Origin of the sequence: Paenibacillus sacheonensis (assembly GCF_009909195.1) — a bacterium.
Classification (GTDB): Bacteria; Bacillota; Bacilli; order Paenibacillales; family Paenibacillaceae; genus Paenibacillus_Z; species Paenibacillus_Z sacheonensis.
Map to the genome: position 1 here is coordinate 27,244 of NZ_JAAAMU010000005.1, position 18,831 is coordinate 46,074.

At 56.9% G+C, this 18,831-nt stretch carries 19 protein-coding genes; 3 read left to right on the plus strand and 16 right to left on the minus strand.

Annotated features, from left to right (window positions below):
• Positions 1 to 223: 223 nt before the first annotated feature.
• The 6 genes from GT003_RS10710 to gpr form a co-directional block, all read right to left on the minus strand.
• A complete protein-coding gene (locus tag GT003_RS10710) occupies positions 224 to 700 on the minus strand; it encodes an N-acetyltransferase (RefSeq protein ID WP_161697377.1) in 477 nt (158 codons plus the stop codon).
• A gap of 125 nt (positions 701 to 825) precedes the next feature.
• Entirely contained in the window at positions 826 to 1,980 is a 1,155-nt protein-coding gene (hemW, locus tag GT003_RS10715; RefSeq protein ID WP_161697379.1) for a radical SAM family heme chaperone HemW, read from the minus strand.
• A gap of 277 nt (positions 1,981 to 2,257) precedes the next feature.
• The gene (lepA, locus tag GT003_RS10720; RefSeq protein ID WP_161697381.1) at positions 2,258 to 4,075 is read right to left on the minus strand and encodes a translation elongation factor 4; all 1,818 of its coding nucleotides are present in this window, start codon (positions 4,073 to 4,075) and stop codon (positions 2,258 to 2,260) included.
• 65 nt (positions 4,076 to 4,140) lie between these two features.
• A complete protein-coding gene (locus GT003_RS10725; RefSeq protein ID WP_161697383.1) occupies positions 4,141 to 4,566 on the minus strand; it encodes a hypothetical protein in 426 nt (141 codons plus the stop codon).
• Between the two features lie 33 nt (positions 4,567 to 4,599).
• Positions 4,600 to 5,928 carry a stage II sporulation protein P gene (gene spoIIP, locus GT003_RS10730; RefSeq protein ID WP_161697385.1) on the minus strand — a complete coding sequence of 443 codons (1,329 nt, stop codon included), beginning with the start codon at positions 5,926 to 5,928 and terminating at the stop codon, positions 4,600 to 4,602.
• Positions 5,929 to 6,224: 296 nt separating this feature from the next.
• Positions 6,225 to 7,229, minus strand: coding sequence for a GPR endopeptidase (gene gpr, locus GT003_RS10735; protein WP_161697387.1), 1,005 nt, complete (start codon positions 7,227 to 7,229; stop codon positions 6,225 to 6,227).
• Positions 7,230 to 7,421: 192 nt separating this feature from the next.
• Between gpr and rpsT the strand changes: the two genes are divergently transcribed.
• Positions 7,422 to 7,694 (plus strand): 30S ribosomal protein S20, encoded by a 273-nt coding sequence (gene rpsT, locus GT003_RS10740; protein ID WP_161697389.1) that lies wholly within the window; start codon positions 7,422 to 7,424, stop codon positions 7,692 to 7,694.
• Between the two features lie 81 nt (positions 7,695 to 7,775).
• On the opposite strand, the gene GT003_RS10745 is transcribed toward rpsT, so the two are convergent.
• Complete coding sequence (locus GT003_RS10745) at positions 7,776 to 8,612, minus strand: helix-turn-helix transcriptional regulator (protein ID WP_161697391.1); 837 nt, start codon at positions 8,610 to 8,612, stop codon at positions 7,776 to 7,778.
• Positions 8,613 to 8,728: 116 nt separating this feature from the next.
• On the opposite strand from GT003_RS10745, the gene GT003_RS10750 reads away from it, so the two are divergent.
• Positions 8,729 to 9,571, plus strand: coding sequence for an NAD-dependent epimerase/dehydratase family protein (locus tag GT003_RS10750; RefSeq protein WP_161697393.1), 843 nt, complete (start codon positions 8,729 to 8,731; stop codon positions 9,569 to 9,571).
• A gap of 143 nt (positions 9,572 to 9,714) precedes the next feature.
• Here GT003_RS10750 and holA read toward each other — a convergent pair whose 3' ends face one another.
• The 4 genes from holA to GT003_RS10770 all read right to left on the minus strand — a co-directional run bounded on the left by holA (position 9,715) and on the right by GT003_RS10770 (position 13,856).
• Complete coding sequence (gene holA / locus GT003_RS10755) at positions 9,715 to 10,737, minus strand: DNA polymerase III subunit delta (RefSeq protein WP_161697395.1); 1,023 nt, start codon at positions 10,735 to 10,737, stop codon at positions 9,715 to 9,717.
• Between the two features lie 250 nt (positions 10,738 to 10,987).
• Positions 10,988 to 12,142 (minus strand): anti-sigma factor family protein, encoded by a 1,155-nt coding sequence (locus GT003_RS10760; RefSeq protein ID WP_161697397.1) that lies wholly within the window; start codon positions 12,140 to 12,142, stop codon positions 10,988 to 10,990.
• A complete protein-coding gene (locus tag GT003_RS10765; protein ID WP_161697399.1) occupies positions 12,139 to 12,687 on the minus strand; it encodes a sigma-70 family RNA polymerase sigma factor in 549 nt (182 codons plus the stop codon). Before GT003_RS10765 ends, GT003_RS10760 begins: the two co-directional genes overlap by 4 nt.
• Before the next feature lie 209 nt (positions 12,688 to 12,896).
• On the minus strand, positions 12,897 to 13,856 hold the full coding sequence (locus tag GT003_RS10770) for a D-2-hydroxyacid dehydrogenase (RefSeq protein ID WP_161697401.1): 960 nt from the start codon (positions 13,854 to 13,856) through the stop codon (positions 12,897 to 12,899).
• 155 nt (positions 13,857 to 14,011) lie between these two features.
• On the opposite strand from GT003_RS10770, the gene GT003_RS10775 reads away from it, so the two are divergent.
• Positions 14,012 to 14,344, plus strand: coding sequence for a hypothetical protein (locus tag GT003_RS10775; RefSeq protein ID WP_161697403.1), 333 nt, complete (start codon positions 14,012 to 14,014; stop codon positions 14,342 to 14,344).
• Positions 14,345 to 14,562: 218 nt separating this feature from the next.
• Here GT003_RS10775 and GT003_RS10780 read toward each other — a convergent pair whose 3' ends face one another.
• Genes GT003_RS10780 through GT003_RS10800 form a run of 5 tightly spaced genes read right to left on the minus strand, consistent with a single transcriptional unit; the run spans position 14,563 to position 18,533 of the window.
• Positions 14,563 to 14,991, minus strand: a complete 429-nt coding sequence (locus GT003_RS10780) for a cupredoxin domain-containing protein (protein ID WP_161697405.1) — start codon at positions 14,989 to 14,991, stop codon at positions 14,563 to 14,565.
• Between the two features lie 12 nt (positions 14,992 to 15,003).
• Positions 15,004 to 15,204, minus strand: coding sequence for a twin-arginine translocase TatA/TatE family subunit (gene tatA / locus GT003_RS10785; RefSeq protein ID WP_161697407.1), 201 nt, complete (start codon positions 15,202 to 15,204; stop codon positions 15,004 to 15,006).
• 39 nt (positions 15,205 to 15,243) lie between these two features.
• Entirely contained in the window at positions 15,244 to 16,011 is a 768-nt protein-coding gene (gene tatC / locus GT003_RS10790) for a twin-arginine translocase subunit TatC (protein WP_161697409.1), read from the minus strand.
• Entirely contained in the window at positions 16,008 to 17,729 is a 1,722-nt protein-coding gene (locus GT003_RS10795) for a GMC family oxidoreductase (protein WP_161697411.1), read from the minus strand. The genes tatC and GT003_RS10795 overlap by 4 nt, the downstream gene beginning before the upstream one ends.
• A gap of 21 nt (positions 17,730 to 17,750) precedes the next feature.
• A complete protein-coding gene (locus tag GT003_RS10800) occupies positions 17,751 to 18,533 on the minus strand; it encodes a gluconate 2-dehydrogenase subunit 3 family protein (RefSeq protein WP_161697413.1) in 783 nt (260 codons plus the stop codon).
• Positions 18,534 to 18,831 lie beyond the last annotated feature (298 nt).

Consider the following 18,831-nt stretch of genomic DNA (forward strand, 5'->3'; position numbering starts at 1 on the left):
CGATAGCGTTGAGTGCTAATCATTACTACAAAAATACCAAAACGGCTCGACGATTGTCAAGTCGATTCAGCATTTTTGTGCGTTTTTCCATTCGAAATACGGGTCTGATCAGCCGTGACCTGTCCGGTTAGCATGCACCGCCGCTTTCGAATAAAAAAAAAGACCACGTCCTCTTGGATGCCCATGGCCCAATAAGATCGTGATCCGTTGGAGAAATGCGATATTAATCCAGCATTTTTAGCACCGCGATCTCATCGCAGGCATGCTGCTTCGGACAATTGATGCAATCCGTCCATACCTTCTCGGGAAAAATCTCTTTGTTGACGACGACGAAACCGTTCTTCTCGAAGAAACGCACCTCGTAGGTCAACGCCATAATCTTCGGAATATGCTGTTCCTTCGCCTCGTGGATAAGCTGGTCCACCAGCTTGCTGCCGATGCCGAGACCTTTATAACCTTCCGATATACCGAGCGAGCGAATCTCCACGAGATCGGCCCCCAGGCGGGTCAGCGAACCGCAGCCCACGACTTCGGGTCCGACCTCGGCGACGACGAACGTATCGATTTGGCGCTTCAGCGTCTCGCGCGATCGCGGCAGCATAATTCCTTTCTCCGCATAACCGGCAATTAATTCCGATAAAACTTCGATATCGCTCTCGGTCGCTCTTCTGCATACCGCTTCCATCGTCTTCGCCTTCATCGCGCTCGCCTCCACCCTCTCGAATTCGATCGGTTTCCATGTTTAATACGAATAAATATACAACACCATGCATTTCTACACAAGAATATTTTTATGCAACGAACGGCGAGCTATTGCCTCTTTATTCAGCTTATGAATGCGCCAAAAACTTCGTTGCCCAGCGGAATTCCCTGCTTCGACAGCCGATAGCCACCGCCGTGTCCTTCAACGGTCTCGAGCAGTCCTTGCTTCAACAGGCGACGCAGCGGTTCGCCGAACGCGTCCTCGATCGTGCGGCCCGGGAATTGAGCGGCAAAATCGCCGTTTCGCACGCCGCGCAGCATGCGGAGCCCCACCATCATGAATTCCTCCATGGCTTCCTCTTCCGAGACGGCGTTCGTCTCCAGACGGGGAAGGCGCTCCGCCGCGGCATCGAGAAACGGCTGGATGCCCTTGATGTTGACGTGACGCTCGCCGCGTGCATATCCATGCGCTCCTGCGCCAAGACCGTAATACGGCTCGTTGCGCCAATAGGTGATGTTGTGCCGGCTTTCGAAACCCGGTTTCGCAAAGTTGCTGATCTCGTAGTGATCGTAGCCCGCGCCGGTCAGCCTGTCGATCAGCAGCATGTACATCGCCAGCTCGTCTTCTTCCGGAGGCAGCGGCAGCTCGTTGCGCTCGTACAGCGCATGGAAAAGCGTGTTCTCCTCGACCTTGAGCCCGTACAGCGAATAATGCGGCAGTTCCAGCGCAAGCGCCTTGGCGACGCTGTCCGATAGCTGATCGACCGTCTGGCCGGGCAGCCCGAACATCAGATCGATCGACAGGTTATGGACGCCTGCCGTCCTGGCGTTCTCGATGCTGCGATAGACGTCGTCGACGTTATGAATCCGGCCGATGCGTTCCAGGAGTCCGTTATCGAACGACTGCACGCCCATGCTGATCCGGTTAACGCCACCCGCTTGCATCGCCTGCAGTTTCTCCAGGTCCGTCGTGCCCGGATTGGCTTCCATCGTAAACTCCGCATCCGGGTGAATGGGGAAATACCGCTTCACGGACGACAGGAACCGTTCCATCTGCGGCGGCGTCAGCACGGTCGGCGTACCGCCGCCGACGAATACGGTGCGAATCTCCTCCGGAGGCAAAGCCTCCACGGTCCGGGCCATCTCCAGCTCGAGCGCGTCCAGATAAGCATCGACGGGCTGACCCTTCAGGACATAAGAAGTGAAATCGCAATAGTGACACTTGTTCGTGCAGAAAGGGATATGAATATAAAGCGCCCTGGGCGCGTGGGTTAACATGTTTGTTTACCTCCAAGCTTGCTTATAATGACCCACGCGCGGCGGATCATTATTCAGTAACAATTCTTATAATCGCTGCTTCCTGAAATAAAAAAAGGAAGCGCGTTTGCTCCCTTAAAAGGCTGCGTTGAGGTGGGCCGAAGGCCGGTAAGGAGATGAAGCAACGAAGTGATCGCCTTTGTAGTCAGAAATTCACCTTAGAAAATTGTTCATAAATTCCTGACTACAACAGCGAGCGTAATCCCTTACCGGCCGCAGGCCAGCCCTTCAACGACGCTTAATCCTCGTCGATCTTCAACACCGCCATGAACGCTTCCTGCGGCACCTCGACGCTACCGACCTGTTTCATACGCTTCTTGCCTTCCTTCTGCTTGTCAAGCAGCTTCCGCTTCCGGCTGATGTCGCCGCCGTAGCATTTGGCAAGAACGTTCTTGCGCATCGCTTTGACCGTTTCGCGCGCGATGACCTTATGCCCGATGGAGGCCTGAATCGGAACCTCGAACATTTGGCGGGGAATCAATTCCTTGAGCTTCTCGCAAATGATCCGTCCGCGGTTGTAGGCGCGGTCGCGGTGAACGATGACGGACAAGGCGTCGACCTGCTCGTTGTTGAGCATGATGTCCATCTTGACCAGCTTCGACTGACGGTATCCCGACACTTCGTAATCGAAGGAAGCGTAGCCCTTCGTGCTGGACTTCAATTGATCGAAGAAATCGTAGACGATCTCGGACAACGGCATGTCGTACGTGATCGTGACGCGGTTCGTATCCAAATATTCCATGTTCACGAACTCGCCGCGTTTGTTCTGGCAAAGCTCCATGATGGCGCCGACGTAGTCGTTCGGCACGATGATGGCCGCTTTAACGAACGGCTCTTCGACATACTCGATCTTACCGACTTCGGGATAGTTGGACGGATTGTCGATCTCGATTACTTCGCCGTTGGTCAGCGTCACGCGATAGATAACGCTTGGAGCCGTCGTAATGAGCGGAATGTTGAATTCCCGTTCGATCCGCTCCTGAATGATCTCCATATGCAGGAGGCCGAGGAATCCGCAGCGGTAGCCGAAGCCGAGCGCCGTCGAGGATTCCGCTTCGTAACGAAGCGAGGCATCGTTCAGCTCGAGCTTCTCCAGCGCATCGCGCAAATCGTTGTAATCCTGCGTTTCGATGGGATACAGGCCGCAGAATACCATCGGGTTGATCTTGCGGTAGCCGGGAAGCGCCTCAAGCGCCGGCTTCTTCGCGTCCGTGATCGTATCCCCGACGCGGGTGTCCTTCACGTTCTTGATGCCGGCGACGACGAAGCCGACGTCACCGACAGCCAGCTCGCCGACGATGCCCATGCGGGGCATGAACGCGCCGACCTCTATAACCTCGAACTCGGCGCCGGTTGCCATGAACCGGATCTTTTTGCCGGCTTTGATGCTGCCGTCGATGACCCGCACGTACACGATGACCCCTTTGTACGGATCGTAGTGCGAGTCGAAGATAAGCGCTTTGAGCGGCTCGTCCGGATCGCCCGTTGGCGCCGGCACCTTCGTGACCACCTGCTCCAGAATTTCCTTGATGCCGATGCCGGCTTTGGCGGAGGCGTGCACGGCCTCGCTGGCGTCAAGCCCGATAACGTCCTCGATCTCCTGCTTCACGCGCTCCGGCTCCGCGCTCGGAAGATCGATCTTGTTCAATACCGGAATAATCTCGAGATTGTTGTCCAGCGCCAAGTAAACGTTCGCAAGCGTCTGCGCCTCGATGCCCTGCGCCGCGTCGACGACGAGCAGCGCGCCTTCGCAAGCCGCCAGACTCCGCGAAACCTCGTACGTAAAGTCGACGTGTCCCGGCGTATCGATCAGATTCAAAATATATTCCTCGCCGTTGTCGGCTTTATAGCCCAGCCGAACGGCCTGCAGCTTTATGGTAATGCCGCGTTCGCGTTCCAAGTCCATTTGGTCAAGCACTTGCTCCTGCATTTCCCGGGACGACAGCGCGCCGGTAAACTCAAGAATCCGGTCGGCCAGCGTCGATTTCCCATGATCGATATGGGCAATGATGGAGAAGTTTCTAATTCGCGTTTGTCTTTCACGTACGTCCGTCATGCTTAACCCCCAGAGGCACCTAATTACTAATCATCATTGTATTATACCAGTTTGGGCCAAGACCATCAATCCGTGACCCGCTCAAAAAACGAGACGACGAGGCGGATTCCTTTCGAAGAGATCGATTGCAGCGCTCCCGCCGTGCCGTCCGCCACTTGATTAACGGTCGATTGGCTGCGCATATCGGGCAGTCCGGGCAGCCGTTTGGCCAGTTCCTCTTCCAGTTTGCGCTCATACTCGCGTCGGATCTCCTCTTCCGTGCGGCCATGCTGCGCATCCGAGACCGTCAGCTGCTGCACGGGCGCGACTTCGTTCTCCGGCAGCCGCTCGGCGGCCGGCTGCGTCGCGATTGCCGCGCCGCCATTGCCCCCTGCTCCGTCTACCGGTCCATAGATACGTTCGATGCCGCTTGTGGCGATATCGATGCCGAACAAGACAATAAGCGCGACCGTTCCGCCGACGAATGCATTTTTCCATGTCTGACGCCGCATATCCGTTTCCCCCTTTTCACGATTGAAACCGCCCTACTTCTTCGTTTGGTTGAGTGGCGCCGTTACTTTCTCGTCTTTCCAGTAAATGTCCGAGACGACCTTCGCGAGCGCATCGATCGTCCGATACGATTCCGCCAGCGTGCTCTCGACGCCGCCGACTTCGATCAGCACGCTGTCGGGCGCAAGCGATTGATTATACTCCCCGTTCCCGCTGGCCGTCGTTTTGGCCCAAATCCCCCTGGAAAGCCCCGGGTATTTCTTCTCGAGCGCGTCGTGGATCTGGCTGGCGAACGCTTCGTTCTCCTCCCAGTTGGGATTCGCATGGCCGATAATCAGGAAAATTTGCGCGTATTCCTGTCCGTCGATCGTCACGGTCGTTTCTTTGTGCCCCTGCGAGTCCCGGTGGATATCGAAGAAGAATTTCAAATCCTTGTTGGCCTTTAGCGCCGAGAGCACCGTTTGTTTCGAATATTTATAGGATAGGTTCCAGTTATAGTTTTTAATCGCGGTCGGGTAATCCGTCGAAGAGTGCGCCGCCCCGATGCCGAGCTTCTCCAACTGATCCGCCAGGCGCTTGCCGACCAGCGTAATGTTCTTGGTGGAGGATTCCGGCGTTTTCTTGTTGCTGATCTCCGGAAACCACGACTCCCTTGCGTGAGAATGGTAGATGAACACGACGTTCCGTCCGTTCGTCGTCGGCTTGGCCGGGTTGGAAGGGACAGGTTTATCCGGATCCGCGCTTCCCGTATCGCCATTCGTGCCTGTATTTCCCGAATTCCCCGTGTCGCCTTGGCCGTCATCGGGCGCATCTGTATCATCGCCCTCGCCAACCGTGCCCGTATCGCCGGGATCGTGATCAGGCCGGTCGGCATCCGACAGACCGTCAGGGCCATCCGCGCCATCTCCGCTGCCCGGTATGGATTCGTGATCCTCGGGCTGGACCGCGGCATCCGTTCCCGTCCCGCCCTGCAGCAGCGTCGTCTTATCTCCTTCCAGTCCGGGGTACTGACTGGCGAGCAGGCTCTTGGGATCGTCGGGATTGATATCCGTCAACAGACGAACGAGAAAACTGCCGATCTGATGGCCGGATATGGAAGGCTTGACGTCCGCCTTGGCCGTTCCGGGAAGTTCCATGGCGAGCATGTCCGAGAACAAGCCGTTGGATACCGAGGCGGCAAAGCCTTTCATGGACGACACGGGCGAAGTCGAAGCTCGCTGCTGCACGATCATGCCGATTCCGACGACGAGGACAAGGACCATCGATCCTAATGACAGCAGGGCAAAGGTGCGGCCGGCGACGAGCAGCTGCCTGAGCCTCAGGCTGCTTTTGCCGATGTTGAGCGTCATTATGACTCGTTTCATAAGCGGTGTTCCTCCCGGTTCCCATTCATGATGGATTTGTTCGCCTGAGCCAGGCCTGATTCCATCATATGAAGACGAGTCGTTTGCTAGAACCGAAAGTTTAGTAGACGCTAGAGCATCTGCTAGCTTGCTAGATTCATAGGCACGCCCATGACCGACGGGCACCATTCATAGCGAAAGAGAGGTTTAAGGGAGTTACCGGCCAAGCACCCCGGCGGTGCGTTTGATCAAACATGCCAAAAAAAGCCCCGCGGGCCTTGGAGGCCGAGGGGCTTGCGGGGCGGCGGAAACGACCGTCAGTGCGTATAGGCGGCTACATTGCTCTTGTCGACGGCTTCGTGAAGCGCCGCGTTCAATCCGCTTGCCACGATATTGGCGATATCCTCGATAAACTGATCGATCTCCTTCGGCGTCACGAGCAGGTCATGGCCCAACGGTCCCAGCGCTTCGCGGACGAGCTGCAGACGCTCGTTCTCGTCGATGGCGTCCAGGAGGCCCATGAATCCCTCCTTGTCGCCTGCATGCTTCTTCAGATGCTCGCGAAGCAGATCGATGCTGTTGCTTACGATCGTAGAAGCGTACAGCACGGTAGGGACGCCGATCGCAATGACGGGAACGCCCAGGATCTCTTTCGTCAAGCCGCGCCGCTTGTTGCCGATTCCGGAGCCGGGATGAATGCCGGTGTCGGCGATCTGTATCGTCGTATTGACCCGCTCCAGCGCTTTGGAAGCGAGCGCGTCGATGGCGATGATGACGTCCGGTCTCGCCCGGTCGACGATGCCCTGCACGATGTCGCTTGACTCGATGCCGGTAATGCCAAGCACGCCCGGGGCGATCGCGCTCACGTTCCGGTATCCCGGCGCGACTTCATTCGGCATCAGCTCGAAGAAATGGCGCGTGACGAGCGCATTCTCCACCACGATCGGACCGAGTGCATCCGGCGTTACGTTCCAGTTCCCCAGCCCGACGATGAGAATGTTCGCGTTCTTCCCGATGCCGATCCGTTCCAGGAAGGCGGCAAACTCCTGCGCCAGCTTCGTCGCGACGCGGTCTTGCAGACCGGTATCCTGCTTGCGCAGCTCGGGCACCTCGAACGTCACGTAGTGGCCGATCATTTTCCCCATGATCCGGGAGCCTTCTTCCGTCGTCACGTCGAGGCGCGTAATCTTGATGCCGTCTTCATCCGTCACGTCCGACAATACGCCGGGTATAGGTCCGCTTCCATTGGACTCCGCTAACTCTTTCGCTTCCAGCGCCAAATCGATACCAACGTTAAACCGCTGCAGATCCAGGTCACTCATATAATAAGGGCGCTCCTTCCATCGTCGAATGGCATTAGTTTGTCGAAGCGCGTCTTGAATTATGCGGTAAGCGGCGAGGTTCGAGCGGATTTGAATCCGTAAGCGCTATTGCTTTTTGTCCTTGCCCATGATACACTGTGTCAAGTTGTGTTTGTTACAAAGGGTTTTCCCTTTTTACAGGAGGTGAATGCAATGCCGAACATTAAATCCGCCGTCAAACGCGTGAAGACGATCGAGAAACGCCGCGCTTTGAACGCTTCTCAAAAATCCGCGCTTCGCACGGCCGTTAAAGCCGCTGACCAAGCTGTAGTTGCTACTGATGTCGAAGCCGCGAAAGCTGCTCTGATCACTGCTACTAAAAAGCTGGACAAAGCTGCAACTAAAGGCCTGATCCATAAAAATGCTGCAGCCCGCAAAAAGTCGCGCTTGGCTAAAAAGCTGAACGCACTCAGCGCTCAAGCCTAAACCAAACCAACGAAGGTCCTGCTCTTTCGCTCCGGCGATCGAGCAGGGCTTTTTTATTGTCCGCCTTCCCGGCATGCAGCGCTATCCCTCATCCCGCATGCCCAAAAAACGCCGCAAACGCTCCGCCGTTGCCGGCGAAGCCGCGAAAGTCATGAGCTTCAGTTCGGGATTGGCCGGCACCTGCAGCGTCACGTGCTCGAACTCCATTTCTCCGATTCGCGGTTCGTAGCTGCGTTTGCGATGGTCCATGACGGCCTTCACGTCATGAAGCGGCCAATATTCGCGGAAAAACGGACTGGTTCCCATAAATTCCTCGATAAGCCGTTTAAACCCTTCATCCGCTGGATAGTACGCATAGTCCGCGCGGAAACGCGCAATCAAAACCTGCATCTTCGCTTCCCAATCTTTGATGTCCTCGCTGATCACGTCGCCCGACAATAAATGCCGCATCCAATTGAGTCCCGGCTGCGGGCAATCCGCGAACGACGGCAAGCGGAAGACCACTTCGGCTGCCTTATTCCATATCAGCAAATCCCAGCATCTCCCGATCGCGAATGCCGGATTCGGGTCAAGCGACATGATTATGCGCTTCAACCCCGTATTTATAAGCTCTTCTTCTCGCTTCTCGTAATGGACGGGTTTTGCAAGAAGGTGCAGATGGCGGCGTTCGTCTGCGTTCAATCGCAGCGCCGCGGCCAAGCTTTCCAGCACCTCTTCGGACGGATGGACGTCCCTGTCTTGCTCCAAGGCGGTATACCACGATGATCCGATGTGGGCGAGCTGCGCCACTTCCTCTCTTCGCAGCCCCGGTGTCCGCCGCCGTCCATGCGAGATCAGCCCCACCTCTTCCGGCGTAAGACGCTCGCGGCGCGAACGCAGAAATTCGCCCAACGACATCGCAGAGAAAACGCGTTCCAAATCAGTCCCTCCTTATCCTGACACTTTCAATCCTACGATAACCGCAGGAAGGCAGCTTCCTGCTCGTTCCATTATAGTGTCTCTAGAACGTCGATACCATCGAGGAGGCAATAATCATGAACGTATTCATCACAGGCGCAACGGGGAAAGTGGGAAGCCGGTTCGTTCCGCGCATGCTGCAGCGCGGTCATCGCGTGACGCTGCTGGTCAGGGATGCCGCAAAGGCGGATCAGCTGCGCCAGCAGGGAGCGGAGCTTACGGAGGGCGATCTCCTGCAGCCGGATCTATATGCCTCCGCGCTCCGCGGCAGCGACGCGGTGATACATCTAGCGGCGCAGTTCCGCGGCGTCGACGAGAACACCACGCGCAGCTCGAACGTCGACGGAACCGCCGCTTTAGCCCGCGCCGCGCTGCAGGCCGGCGTTCCCAGATTCGTTTTCGCGAGCACGAACAACGTTTACGGCTCGTCGAATCGTTCGAGACCGAACCGCGAAGACGACGCATTGAACCCGGCCTTCGCGTATCCCCGATCCAAAGCGGAAGCCGAGACCGCGTTGTTAACGTTGCACCGCGAAAGCGGATTGGGCTTGCGCATCGTCCGGCTTCCGTTCGTGTATGGCGAACGCGATCCGCATATCGCGGAATTCTTGCCGTTCCTGCGCAATTGGCATCCGGCGAAGCGATTCCACATGGCCCATCACGCGGATGTTGGTCAGGCGCTGATGCTCGCGGCCTCAACGCCGGGCATCGATGGCCGAATCTATAATGTCGGCGACGACGCGCCGGTCTCCGTCGCCGAGCTGCTGCAGCTTCATCGCAGCTTCAGCGCGCCAGAAGCGCTGCAGCAAGAATTCAATGCCTGGGACATGGTCGTGGATACGACGCGCATCAGAGACGAACTGCACTATCGGCCGATCTATCCGTCGTTCTATACGGCAAGAGATGCGGGCGCGCTGTAGGTTTTATTTCCGCATACAACGACGACAGCAGCCTTGGACTTATGTCCTTGGCTGCTGCCGCTTTGTCGCGTCATCCCAGCCGCTAAATGAGGGGAATGCACACTTCAACTTATAAATCAGGCATCTCTAACCTTCGCTCAGACTCAAGCTGCGAGCGATAGCAGAAACAGCTCCAAGCCCAGCGTCTTGTCGATGCGGCCGGTCTTCATGCCGTAATCAAGATCCGCCAGTTTGCTCAGATGACGGCCCAGCGTTTGGGCCGTGAAGCGCTTCGCCTTCTCGGCCGCCAGCTTGACCGCGTAAGGATGCAGACCGATTTGTCCGGCCATCTGCTGCTGGGAGTAGTTGTGCTGCTCCAGCTCCTTCACCTGCAGCATGATCCGGAACTGCCTGGCGATGAGCGCGGCGATCTTGATCGGCTCTTCCCGGCGCAGCAGCAGCTCGGCATACAACTTGAGCGCCTTCTCCACGTTAAGCGAAGCCATGGCATCGATCAGCGCGAAGACGTCTTCCTCCACCGTCGAGGCGATCAGCGTCTCGACATCCTCGCTCGTGATCCTCCCGCCGCTGCCGGCGTGCAGACACAGCTTATCCACTTCATGCGCAAGCTGCTGCATGTTCGTTCCCGTACGGACCAGCAGGAGCTGCGCTGCCTCTCGCCCCATGGACCGTCCCTGCTCTTCCGCCCGCTTCACGGTCCACTGCAGCAAATCCTGCTCCTGCAGTTCCTGGAACGCAATCAGCGCATCCTGCTCCTTCAGCAGCTTGACGACCTTGCGCCGCTCGTCGAGCTTCTCCGCCATGACTTGAAAGACGACCACGCTGCTCTCGCAGGGCTGTTTCACGTAGGCGATGAGCGTATCCGTGCTGTGCTGAAGCTTGCTCTCCTTGCCCGCTGCGGCCGCAAGCACGGATGCATCCCGAACGAGCACCAGCTTGCGCGAGGCAAAGAACGGCATCGTGTCGGCTTCCGCCACCGCTTCCTCGATCGGCGTCTCCGACGTATCGTACTTCACGATGCCGAGCTCCCGCTCGCCCTCCGGGAGGAGCTTGTCCGTCAGGGCTTCGACGAACTGCCTCATGCGATAACGGTCTTTGCCATATAACACATAAACGGGCCTGAACTGCCCGGCTTTCCATTCCTTCGCGGCATCTTTCAGTTCCACCCGCTCTTCCCCCTTACGCGCATTGTCTCTAAACGATAGCGCCATTCCGCTCAAAACGCAACAAAGGGATGCGGCGTCCCGCGCCGTATCCCTTCGTCCCCGAACATCTATATAAACATTCGCGAGCGATCGGCCCATGGTACCGGCTGCGAATGGTCATACGACGTCAAGGCTTTCTTGATCGTCCCATGACTTTCTTCTTCCCTACACCATACGCGAATATCCCGTCTTGTGTGCATGGGCAAAAGCATTATTTGCTAGATTGTACTTGCTCCGTTCCCGCTGCCGGGTCCACGACGTACGTGATCTTGGAGCCATCGGCCTGCGCTGCCGTGTAGGTAAGCAGCTTCGAGTCGTCGGACCATTTCAGATCGGCGATTCCCGATCGCTTCTTGCCTTCGAATACCGCCACGCTGTCGCTGACCGTGTAGACCAAGACCTTGTCTTCCACGATAAACGCCTGAAATTGTTCATCCGGTGATATCGGCGAAGCCATGAGCGTGGGAACAGGCGATTCGGCTTGCTTCAACGTATTTCCGCTGCCCGCACCCGAATTGCCCGATTGTCCGGCCGCCTTGTCGGCGCCGTCGGTCGTGCCGCCGCCCTTTGCATTGCCGCCTGCCGCAGGCGCTTGATCGCTCGCGCCGTCCTGCGCGGCTGCATCTCCGGCGTCGCCGGAATCGGCCGTATCGTACGATTGGTTCGGGGAGTTCGAATTTTCATCTGTCGTTATGCGGTCGTGCTCCCCTCCCGTAATCGGCGGCATCGGTTCGCCGTTCGGGTCGACGTTCAGCTCCTTGCTCATCTCTACGCTGTTGTTCTGAGCGGCGTCGTTCTTCGTGCCTTGCGATCGTACAAAGCTGCTGTCTTTCTTGTTCTCGCCCGAATTGCTTGCCGGGCTCGTGTCCGAAGCGTTGTCCGACATGTCGGCGGCGGAATTGCTGCTGCCCGTTGCGGCAGTATCCGCGTCGGCTGCCATATTGCCGCTATCCCGAAGCGTATGCATGCCCTGTCCGTTTAAGAAGAACATGCCCAGAATAACGCCGGCAGCCACGACGCCGCCCGCTGCCGAGATCGGAAGCCAGCGCCGCCAGTTTCCAGCCGGTTTCGCCCGCCGCGGAGCAGCTTTTTCTTCTCCGGCGATTACGATATGCGGCTGCGGAATAGTCAGCTCGGAAGCGGTCTGCAGCTCCGCCAGTTTAGGAAGGATCGCATCTACCAAGCTGTAACCCGGGGTTACTTTAGGCAAGCTTTCGAGCCCTGCAGAGAGCAGCTTCAGCCGTTCGAACATCGCTGCGCAATCGGAGCAATGCCGCGTATGATTCATCAAGATTGCGGTTTCCTGTTCATCCAGGTCGCCGTCAAGCTGTCTTTGCATATACTCCATCACCTCTTGACAATTCATCCTCGGACACCTCCTCTCTGATAGTCATGCAGGTATGTCTGCAATTGCTGCCTTGCCCGGAATAAGTATGATTTTACGGTATTGAGCGGCAAATCCAGCGAATCTGCAATTTCATTGTACGAGAAGTCCTGCAGGTATCGCAGTACCACGACTGCCCGATGATGCTCGGGAAGCTTGTCAATCGCTTTGCGAATATCCTGCGAGGTATAGGCAGACATGACGTCTTCCTCGACCGAATGCTGATCCTTGAACACCATGTCGTGCTCGTCGATCGAGACGGTCGGCTTATTCCGCCGGAACTTGTCTATACAAATATTCGTTACGATCCGCTGCACCCACGTCTTGAATTGCGCTTTCTCCTCGTAAGTACCGATCTTGGTATAGATACGGATTAGTGCTTCCTGCGCGGCATCCATCGCGTCCTGCTCATTATTGACAATATAAAACGCGGTACGGTATACATGATTCTCGATTTGGCGCAACAGAGTAATAAGAGCTTCGCCATCGCCGGCTTGTGCGGCTTTAATCAGGCCTGGCTCCACCACGGAGGATCCCCCCTCTTGCAATCTAACAGACGCATGCGTTCCGTCGAAAGTTGCATCGCATATAAAAATTTTTTTATAAAAATTTAAGAAGTTGACGGCCCCTGAAAATTCGCGCATCACATCAAAAGAATAGCAGAAAATAAAAGGACCGTACACCCTGCCAGGAATTTACCAGCAGCGTTACGGTCCTCGTTCGGCGTTAAGCGGCGTTAATATTGGGCATTCAAGTCGACGACATTGCGTTTCGGCGATCCGCAGCTGCGATATTCGGCCAGGTTATCGAGCACGATGTCGAGTGCCCGCTCGATGTAGCTGTCCGTATTGCCCGCTTCGTGAGGCGTCAGAATCACGTTCTCCAGCGTCCACAGCGGGTGGTCCTCCGGCAGCGGCTCCTGCTCGAACACATCCAAGCCTGCGCCCGCGATGCGCCCGTCCCGAAGCGCGCTCAGCAGCGCGGCTGTATCCGTCGTGGCTCCCCTGCCGATATTAATATAGTAAGCCGTCGGCTTCATCGCTTCGAACTCGGCTTGGCCGAACAGGAAGCGGGTCTCGCTTGTCAGCGGCAGGCAGTTGATGACATAATCGCTTTGCGCCAAGACTTCGTTCAGCTTCGCGAGATCGGCCATCTCATCCACGCCCTCGGCGGGCGCCCCCGAGCGCCGTACGCCGATCACTCTCATGCCGAATGCTTTGGCGATCTTGGCCGTTTCCAACCCGATCGCGCCTGCGCCGACGATCGCGATAGTCTTGCCATGGGCTTCGCCGAGACTTTTCGACGGCTGCCATTTACGCTCCAGTTGGCTGCGCACCGCACGATGAACGCCGCGGGTAAGGGATAGCAGCATGGCGAAAATCGATTCCGAAATTTGAAACGGATGCACGCCGGACGCATTGGTCAGCACGGCGCCCAGTGCCTGGATTCGGTCCAGCGGGATATGATCCACGCCGGCGCCCAGGTTTTGCAGCCATTTGAGGGCAATGCCCTCTTCGAACAGCGTTTTCTTGACGTCGCGGTTCCAGCCCAAAATAATTTCGGCGGACTTCAGCTGCTTCCGTGCCGTCTCGGCATCGAGTCCCGAAGCATCGACGAAACCGAAGTCAGGAAGCGCGGCTTGAATCGCCGAGATTTGATCGGGCGAAAATGATTGAACGGAGACAATCGTACCCATAAGCTGCGGTCCCTCCTTCCTAATTGGAACAAAGATTAACATTTGCAACCATTTGTGTCAAACCAATCGAATGCGGTTACTTAATTATCGAGGTCAATTACTGTTGAAATTTGCCATGAACGAAGCAAGCTCTAACTGGCGGGAGGGGTCTTACGATGACACTCACGAAAGAACAATGGAAACAACAATGGGTCGACGATTATTTGGACTTGTACAATTACGCGCTGGCGCTCGGAGATAAGGAATGGCAGACGGAAATCGAGGCGCTGCTGCGCCGGCAGGAGTACGCCTACGACGACACGGTCCGCGAATGGACGAAGGAGCAGCTGTGGACGCAGTTCAACACAATCAACTATAAAATGATGGAGCTGTTCACGCTGATGCGGAAAAGCAGCAGCAACGAGGAGGAGTCGGCGATCCGGGATCTGATCTGGCAGCTCAAGCTGCAGCGCATGGATCTGGCCAAACAAATCAAGGAGCTGTGCTGACGTTTCGAGCTACAAAGGTGCCGCCGCTGCAGGGCCGTCAGATTCGATGAGCGCTCCCGTGGTGTTCCGCACCACAGTCGCTCTCATTCGAACTGACGGCGCTTGCGCTCCGTACCCCCTCCGCTGCAAAAGCAGCACAGCTTCCGGCGGCATTGCAAAAGCCCTTTTTCATCTGAGCAGCAGATGAAAAAGGGCTTTTGCGGTCTCCTATGCGGTAATTAGTCGACGATCAATTTGCCGACCATGTTCGCGTGTCCCGAGCCGCAGACGATGGAGCAGTGATACGGATGCTCGCCCGCTTTGTCCGCGGTGAAGGTAGCCGTGCCTTCGTTCTCCTTGATGTCGACATCGTAGTCCGGGATCGCGAAGCCATGGAGCCCCTCTTCGTCCACCAGCTTGATCGTTACCTTGTCTCCTTGTTTCACATGGATCTCGGGTTGATCGAATTTGAAGTTGGACGCCTTGACCGTTATCGTCTGCTCTCCGCCGGAGCTGGCTCCGGTATTGGCATTGCCGCCGTTATTGGTGCCGGTATTCGTATTGCCCCCGTTGTTATCGTTGTTTTTCCCGCCGCAGCCGCTTAGCGCGAGCGCGGCCGCGAAGAGCAGTACCGCCGTCAGAAGGCCGGTTCGAATCCGCTTGTTCATCCTCAACACTCCTTATTTTGCTTGCTCCAATTCTTGCACGGGCTGCTTCTCTTCGGTCGCATCGTCGATTATGATGCCCTTCGTGGAGTTGCGGAATTCACGAAGCGTATCTCCGAACGCGCGGCCGAGCTGCGGCAGCTTGGCTGGACCGAATACGATGAGCGCGATGGCCAAGATGATGATCAGGCCGGAAACGCCTACATTGTTAAACATGGCTTTTACCTCCTTTCCGGGTTCCTAATGCCTTGTCGATCAAGGCAGCACCGGTTCGAGCGCCCGCTTCTCTCTTCGTCTGAAATACCGGATACTGACGAAGGCGCTGATCTCGAACAGCAGAATAAGCGGCAGCGTCACCGAAAGATGGGACACGAAGTCGGGCGGCGAGATGAGCGAGCCCAGCACCGCCAGTCCGACATAGGCGTACTTGCGCACCTGCTTTAGCTTGCCCGGCGTCAACAAACCGATCCGGGTCAGCAGCAGCAGGACGAGCGGCATTTCGAAAGCGATGCCCATGGGAAGCAGGAAGCTGACCAGAAACGAGACATAATGCTGGATGCCGTATACCTCGTTCGCGCCGATGGATCGATTCAGCTTGATCATGAACGAAATCATCATCGGCAGCGCGACGCTGTATCCGAACAACACCCCGAACAAGAACAGCAGAAACGACAACGGAACGTACAGCAGCGTGCTCTTGGCTTCCGTGTCCGTCATGCCCGGTCTTGCAAACGCCCACAGCTGATAGATAAACACGGGCAGCGAGAGCAGCAAGCCGACCATCAAGGCGCATTTCATATAAACGGCGATCCCGTCGGAAAGCGCGAATACGCTCCACTCCACCTGCACGGATCCGAGATGCGTCTTGACGAAATGCAGCAAGCGGGGAGAGACGTACAGGCCGGCGGCAAGCGACAGCACAAACCAGATCGACGAGATGATCAGCCGCTTGCGCAGCTCCGTCAGATGCGCAATCAGGTCGCGGTCGACCGACAGCTTGCCGGCGTTCTCCCCGCCGCTCATACGAGCGATCCCGGCTTAGCGAGATATTTGGCGATGCCTTCCGCGGTGCGGTAAGCCAATGCGCCGACGGTCGCGGTCGGATTGAAGCCGCTGTTATGCGCGAAGGCCGACGCGCCGCAGACGAAGACGTTCTCCGCGTCCCACATCTGCAAATAGTTATTCACGACCGACGTCTTGGGATCGCTGCCCATGATCGCTCCGCCCGTATTGTGGGTGGATTGGTACGGCACGATATTGTACTGCTTGATGGAATCGTGGATTTCCGTCTTGGTGCCGCCCATGCCGTCGGCGATTTCTTTGGTCTTCCCGGCAATGTACTTGACCAGCTCGCGGTCCTGGTCTTCGAAATCAAAGGTGAGCCGGATCAGCGGCAGTCCCAGCGCATCCTTATACTCGGGATCGAGGTCCAGGTAGTGATGCCGCCACGGCATGCTGGATCCCTGAGCGGCCACGGTCAGCGTGCGGTTCGCGTAGTGCAGCGTTTGCTTCTTGAATTCCGCGCCCCACTTCGGCGTCCCCATCGGAGCAGGCTGGTATTGAATCGGCCGAAGCCCCGTCTGCGTGAAACGGATGTTCGCGCCATGGAGGAACTTCAGATCACTGTGGTCGAAATTATCGCCGTTAAAGTCGTCCAGGCTGCTTCCGAGCGCTCCCGCGCCCATCGCCATATTGAACTCCCGGTCCTCGAACACGACATTCGTGCTGGCGCCGTTGACTTGGTAGGCGTAATTGCGCCCCACGGCCCCGGTATCGGTATTCGGGTCATACGGTTTGCCCAGCTTGGAGAGCAGCAGCAGTCTTACGTTGGAGAATAGATAGCCCGATAGAATGACGATGTCGGCCGGCTGAATGTACTCTTCGCCCGTAGGCGTATTCACGTAACGCACGCCCGTCGCCTTCTTGCCGTCGTGAAGCACTTCCGTTACGTTCGCATGCGTTCTCAGATCCAGCTTGCCCGACTTCTGGGCGACGGGCAGGACCGTCACGACGGGGTCCGCCTTCGCGCCGTACTCGCAGCCGAACCGCTCGCAGTACCCGCAATATTGGCATGGCGCCCGCTCGATGCCGTCCGGGTTCTTGTACACCTCGGTCAAATTCGCCGACGGAATGACATACGGATGGTAGCCGAGCTTCTTCGCGGAATCCTCGAACAGCTTCATCGCCGGCGTCTTCTTCATCGGACCGACCGGGAACGCCTTGGACATCGCCCCGACGTTCGCCTGCGTCGTCGGTTCGCCGCCGATGCCCGCCATTTGCTCGTATTTGACGAAGTATGGTTCCAGCTCGTCGTACTTGATGCCCCAGTCGCGAATGGCCATGCCTTCCGGGATTTTCTTGGCCCCGTAACGCTCGATCGTCTTGCTGCGAATCTCGAAATCATACGGGAGGAATCGGTAGTACTGGCCGTTCCAGTGTACGCCCGCGCCGCCAAGCCCGTCCCCAAGAAGAAACGAGCCGTAGCTGCGCATCGGCAGCGCGCGCAGTTTGCTCGTGTTGCGGAAGGTGACGGTTTCCTTCGACAAGTCCTGCATGAGTTCGTAACGGGAGGCGTAGCGCAGCTCGTCGTGAACGTGGAAATAATCCTGCGTGCTTCGGCTCTTGCCCCGCTCCAGGCCGACGACGGAATGGCCGGCCTTGGTCAATTCCGATGCGATGATTCCTCCTACCCAGCCCATGCCGACAATGACGATGGGCACTTTGGGAAGTTTCGTTGCCATAGTCTGTTCGCTCCTTTGCCCTTAGCCGATTTCCAAGTGATCGCTTAAGCTTAACGGTTCCATTTTCACGAAATCGTCCTTGTCGATTTGTTCGGTGAAGCTCATTTGGTTGCCGGGATAATTGCGCATCCGCCAGCCGTCCATGTTCTTGTTGCCGCCGTACAGCGGATCCGCGTAAACGCCTTCGATCGTGAGGTTCAAGAAGTACGCGAAGAACGTCGAAGCCGGCACGCCCTTGATGTTAACGGCATCCTGCTCGAAATCGCCGAGCACTTTGTCCTGCTCTTCCGGAGCGAGATCCGGGAAGCCTTTCTGGTACTTATCCATGCTGTATACGTTCAGCGAGTCCAAACCCAAGGCGACCAGCTCGCGGCGTTTGAAGGAAAGCTGATAGCCCTGCGTCGCTTCAGACTTGTAGAACGGCGGGCTCATGTACTCGCGCGCGTTCATGCCGTAAGCGCTCGCCATTTGGTGGTCGATGAAGAAAGCGACCCCTAGCTCTTTGGCCCCAGGGCCGCTATCGTCCTTCGGATAAATCCGCTCGGATGCCGCTTCTGCCGTCATGAACTGGTCCTGATTGAAGAACATGAGGGCCTGATTGTAATCCCGGTCGGCCGGCTTGGCCGGTTTGCCGGTATCGGGCTGAGCTGCTTCATCCTTCTTGTCCGTGTTCGCGTTGGCCCCGATGAGACCGCCGATAACGCCGCCGACGACGACGCCTCCGATCGCGGTTCCGGAGTATTTCAAGAATTGCCTGCGCGACTCGTCGCGGGGCTGCTGCGAAGATTCGTTCTTGTTCGCCATGCTTTATTCGCCTCTCTCTGTGGAAGTTGGAGGAATTCGCTTCGCTTAGTCTTTCCAACATAAGGGGCATTATCCAAGGCCGCAAAAGAATTATTCCAAAGGTGGAGAAACCTATGCGGCAGCGGTGTTTGGGGGTGAAAGACTTTGGGCGTGAAAGACTTTGGGCGTGAAGAAGTTTTGGCGGTGAAAGAGCTTTGGGCGTGAAGGAGCTTTGGGGGTCAAGGAGCTTCAGGGGCCAAGGAATTTCGAGGGTAAACGCGTTTTGGAAGAAAGCTGCGGTTGAGAGAAGGGCGGGATC

Excerpts from the sequence above, each read along its gene's own strand:
- tatC (WP_161697409.1), bottom strand. The coding sequence starts at position 16,011 with ATGAGCGGCGGGGAGAACGCCGGCAAGCTGTCGGTCGACCGCGACCTG.
- GT003_RS10800 (WP_161697413.1), bottom strand. The coding sequence starts at position 18,533 with ATGGCGAACAAGAACGAATCTTCGCAGCAGCCCCGCGACGAGTCGCGC.
- hemW (WP_161697379.1), bottom strand. The coding sequence starts at position 1,980 with ATGTTAACCCACGCGCCCAGGGCGCTTTATATTCATATCCCTTTCTGC.
- rpsT (WP_161697389.1), top strand. The coding sequence starts at position 7,422 with ATGCCGAACATTAAATCCGCCGTCAAACGCGTGAAGACGATCGAGAAA.
- GT003_RS10775 (WP_161697403.1), top strand. The coding sequence starts at position 14,012 with ATGACACTCACGAAAGAACAATGGAAACAACAATGGGTCGACGATTAT.
- GT003_RS10725 (WP_161697383.1), bottom strand. The coding sequence starts at position 4,566 with ATGCGGCGTCAGACATGGAAAAATGCATTCGTCGGCGGAACGGTCGCG.
- tatA (WP_161697407.1), bottom strand. The coding sequence starts at position 15,204 with ATGTTTAACAATGTAGGCGTTTCCGGCCTGATCATCATCTTGGCCATC.
- GT003_RS10795 (WP_161697411.1), bottom strand. The coding sequence starts at position 17,729 with ATGGCAACGAAACTTCCCAAAGTGCCCATCGTCATTGTCGGCATGGGC.
- GT003_RS10710 (WP_161697377.1), bottom strand. The coding sequence starts at position 700 with ATGAAGGCGAAGACGATGGAAGCGGTATGCAGAAGAGCGACCGAGAGC.
- lepA (WP_161697381.1), bottom strand. The coding sequence starts at position 4,075 with ATGACGGACGTACGTGAAAGACAAACGCGAATTAGAAACTTCTCCATC.
- gpr (WP_161697387.1), bottom strand. The coding sequence starts at position 7,229 with ATGAGTGACCTGGATCTGCAGCGGTTTAACGTTGGTATCGATTTGGCG.
- GT003_RS10770 (WP_161697401.1), bottom strand. The coding sequence starts at position 13,856 with ATGGGTACGATTGTCTCCGTTCAATCATTTTCGCCCGATCAAATCTCG.
- GT003_RS10750 (WP_161697393.1), top strand. The coding sequence starts at position 8,729 with ATGAACGTATTCATCACAGGCGCAACGGGGAAAGTGGGAAGCCGGTTC.
- GT003_RS10760 (WP_161697397.1), bottom strand. The coding sequence starts at position 12,142 with ATGAATTGTCAAGAGGTGATGGAGTATATGCAAAGACAGCTTGACGGC.
- spoIIP (WP_161697385.1), bottom strand. The coding sequence starts at position 5,928 with ATGAAACGAGTCATAATGACGCTCAACATCGGCAAAAGCAGCCTGAGG.
- GT003_RS10780 (WP_161697405.1), bottom strand. The coding sequence starts at position 14,991 with ATGAACAAGCGGATTCGAACCGGCCTTCTGACGGCGGTACTGCTCTTC.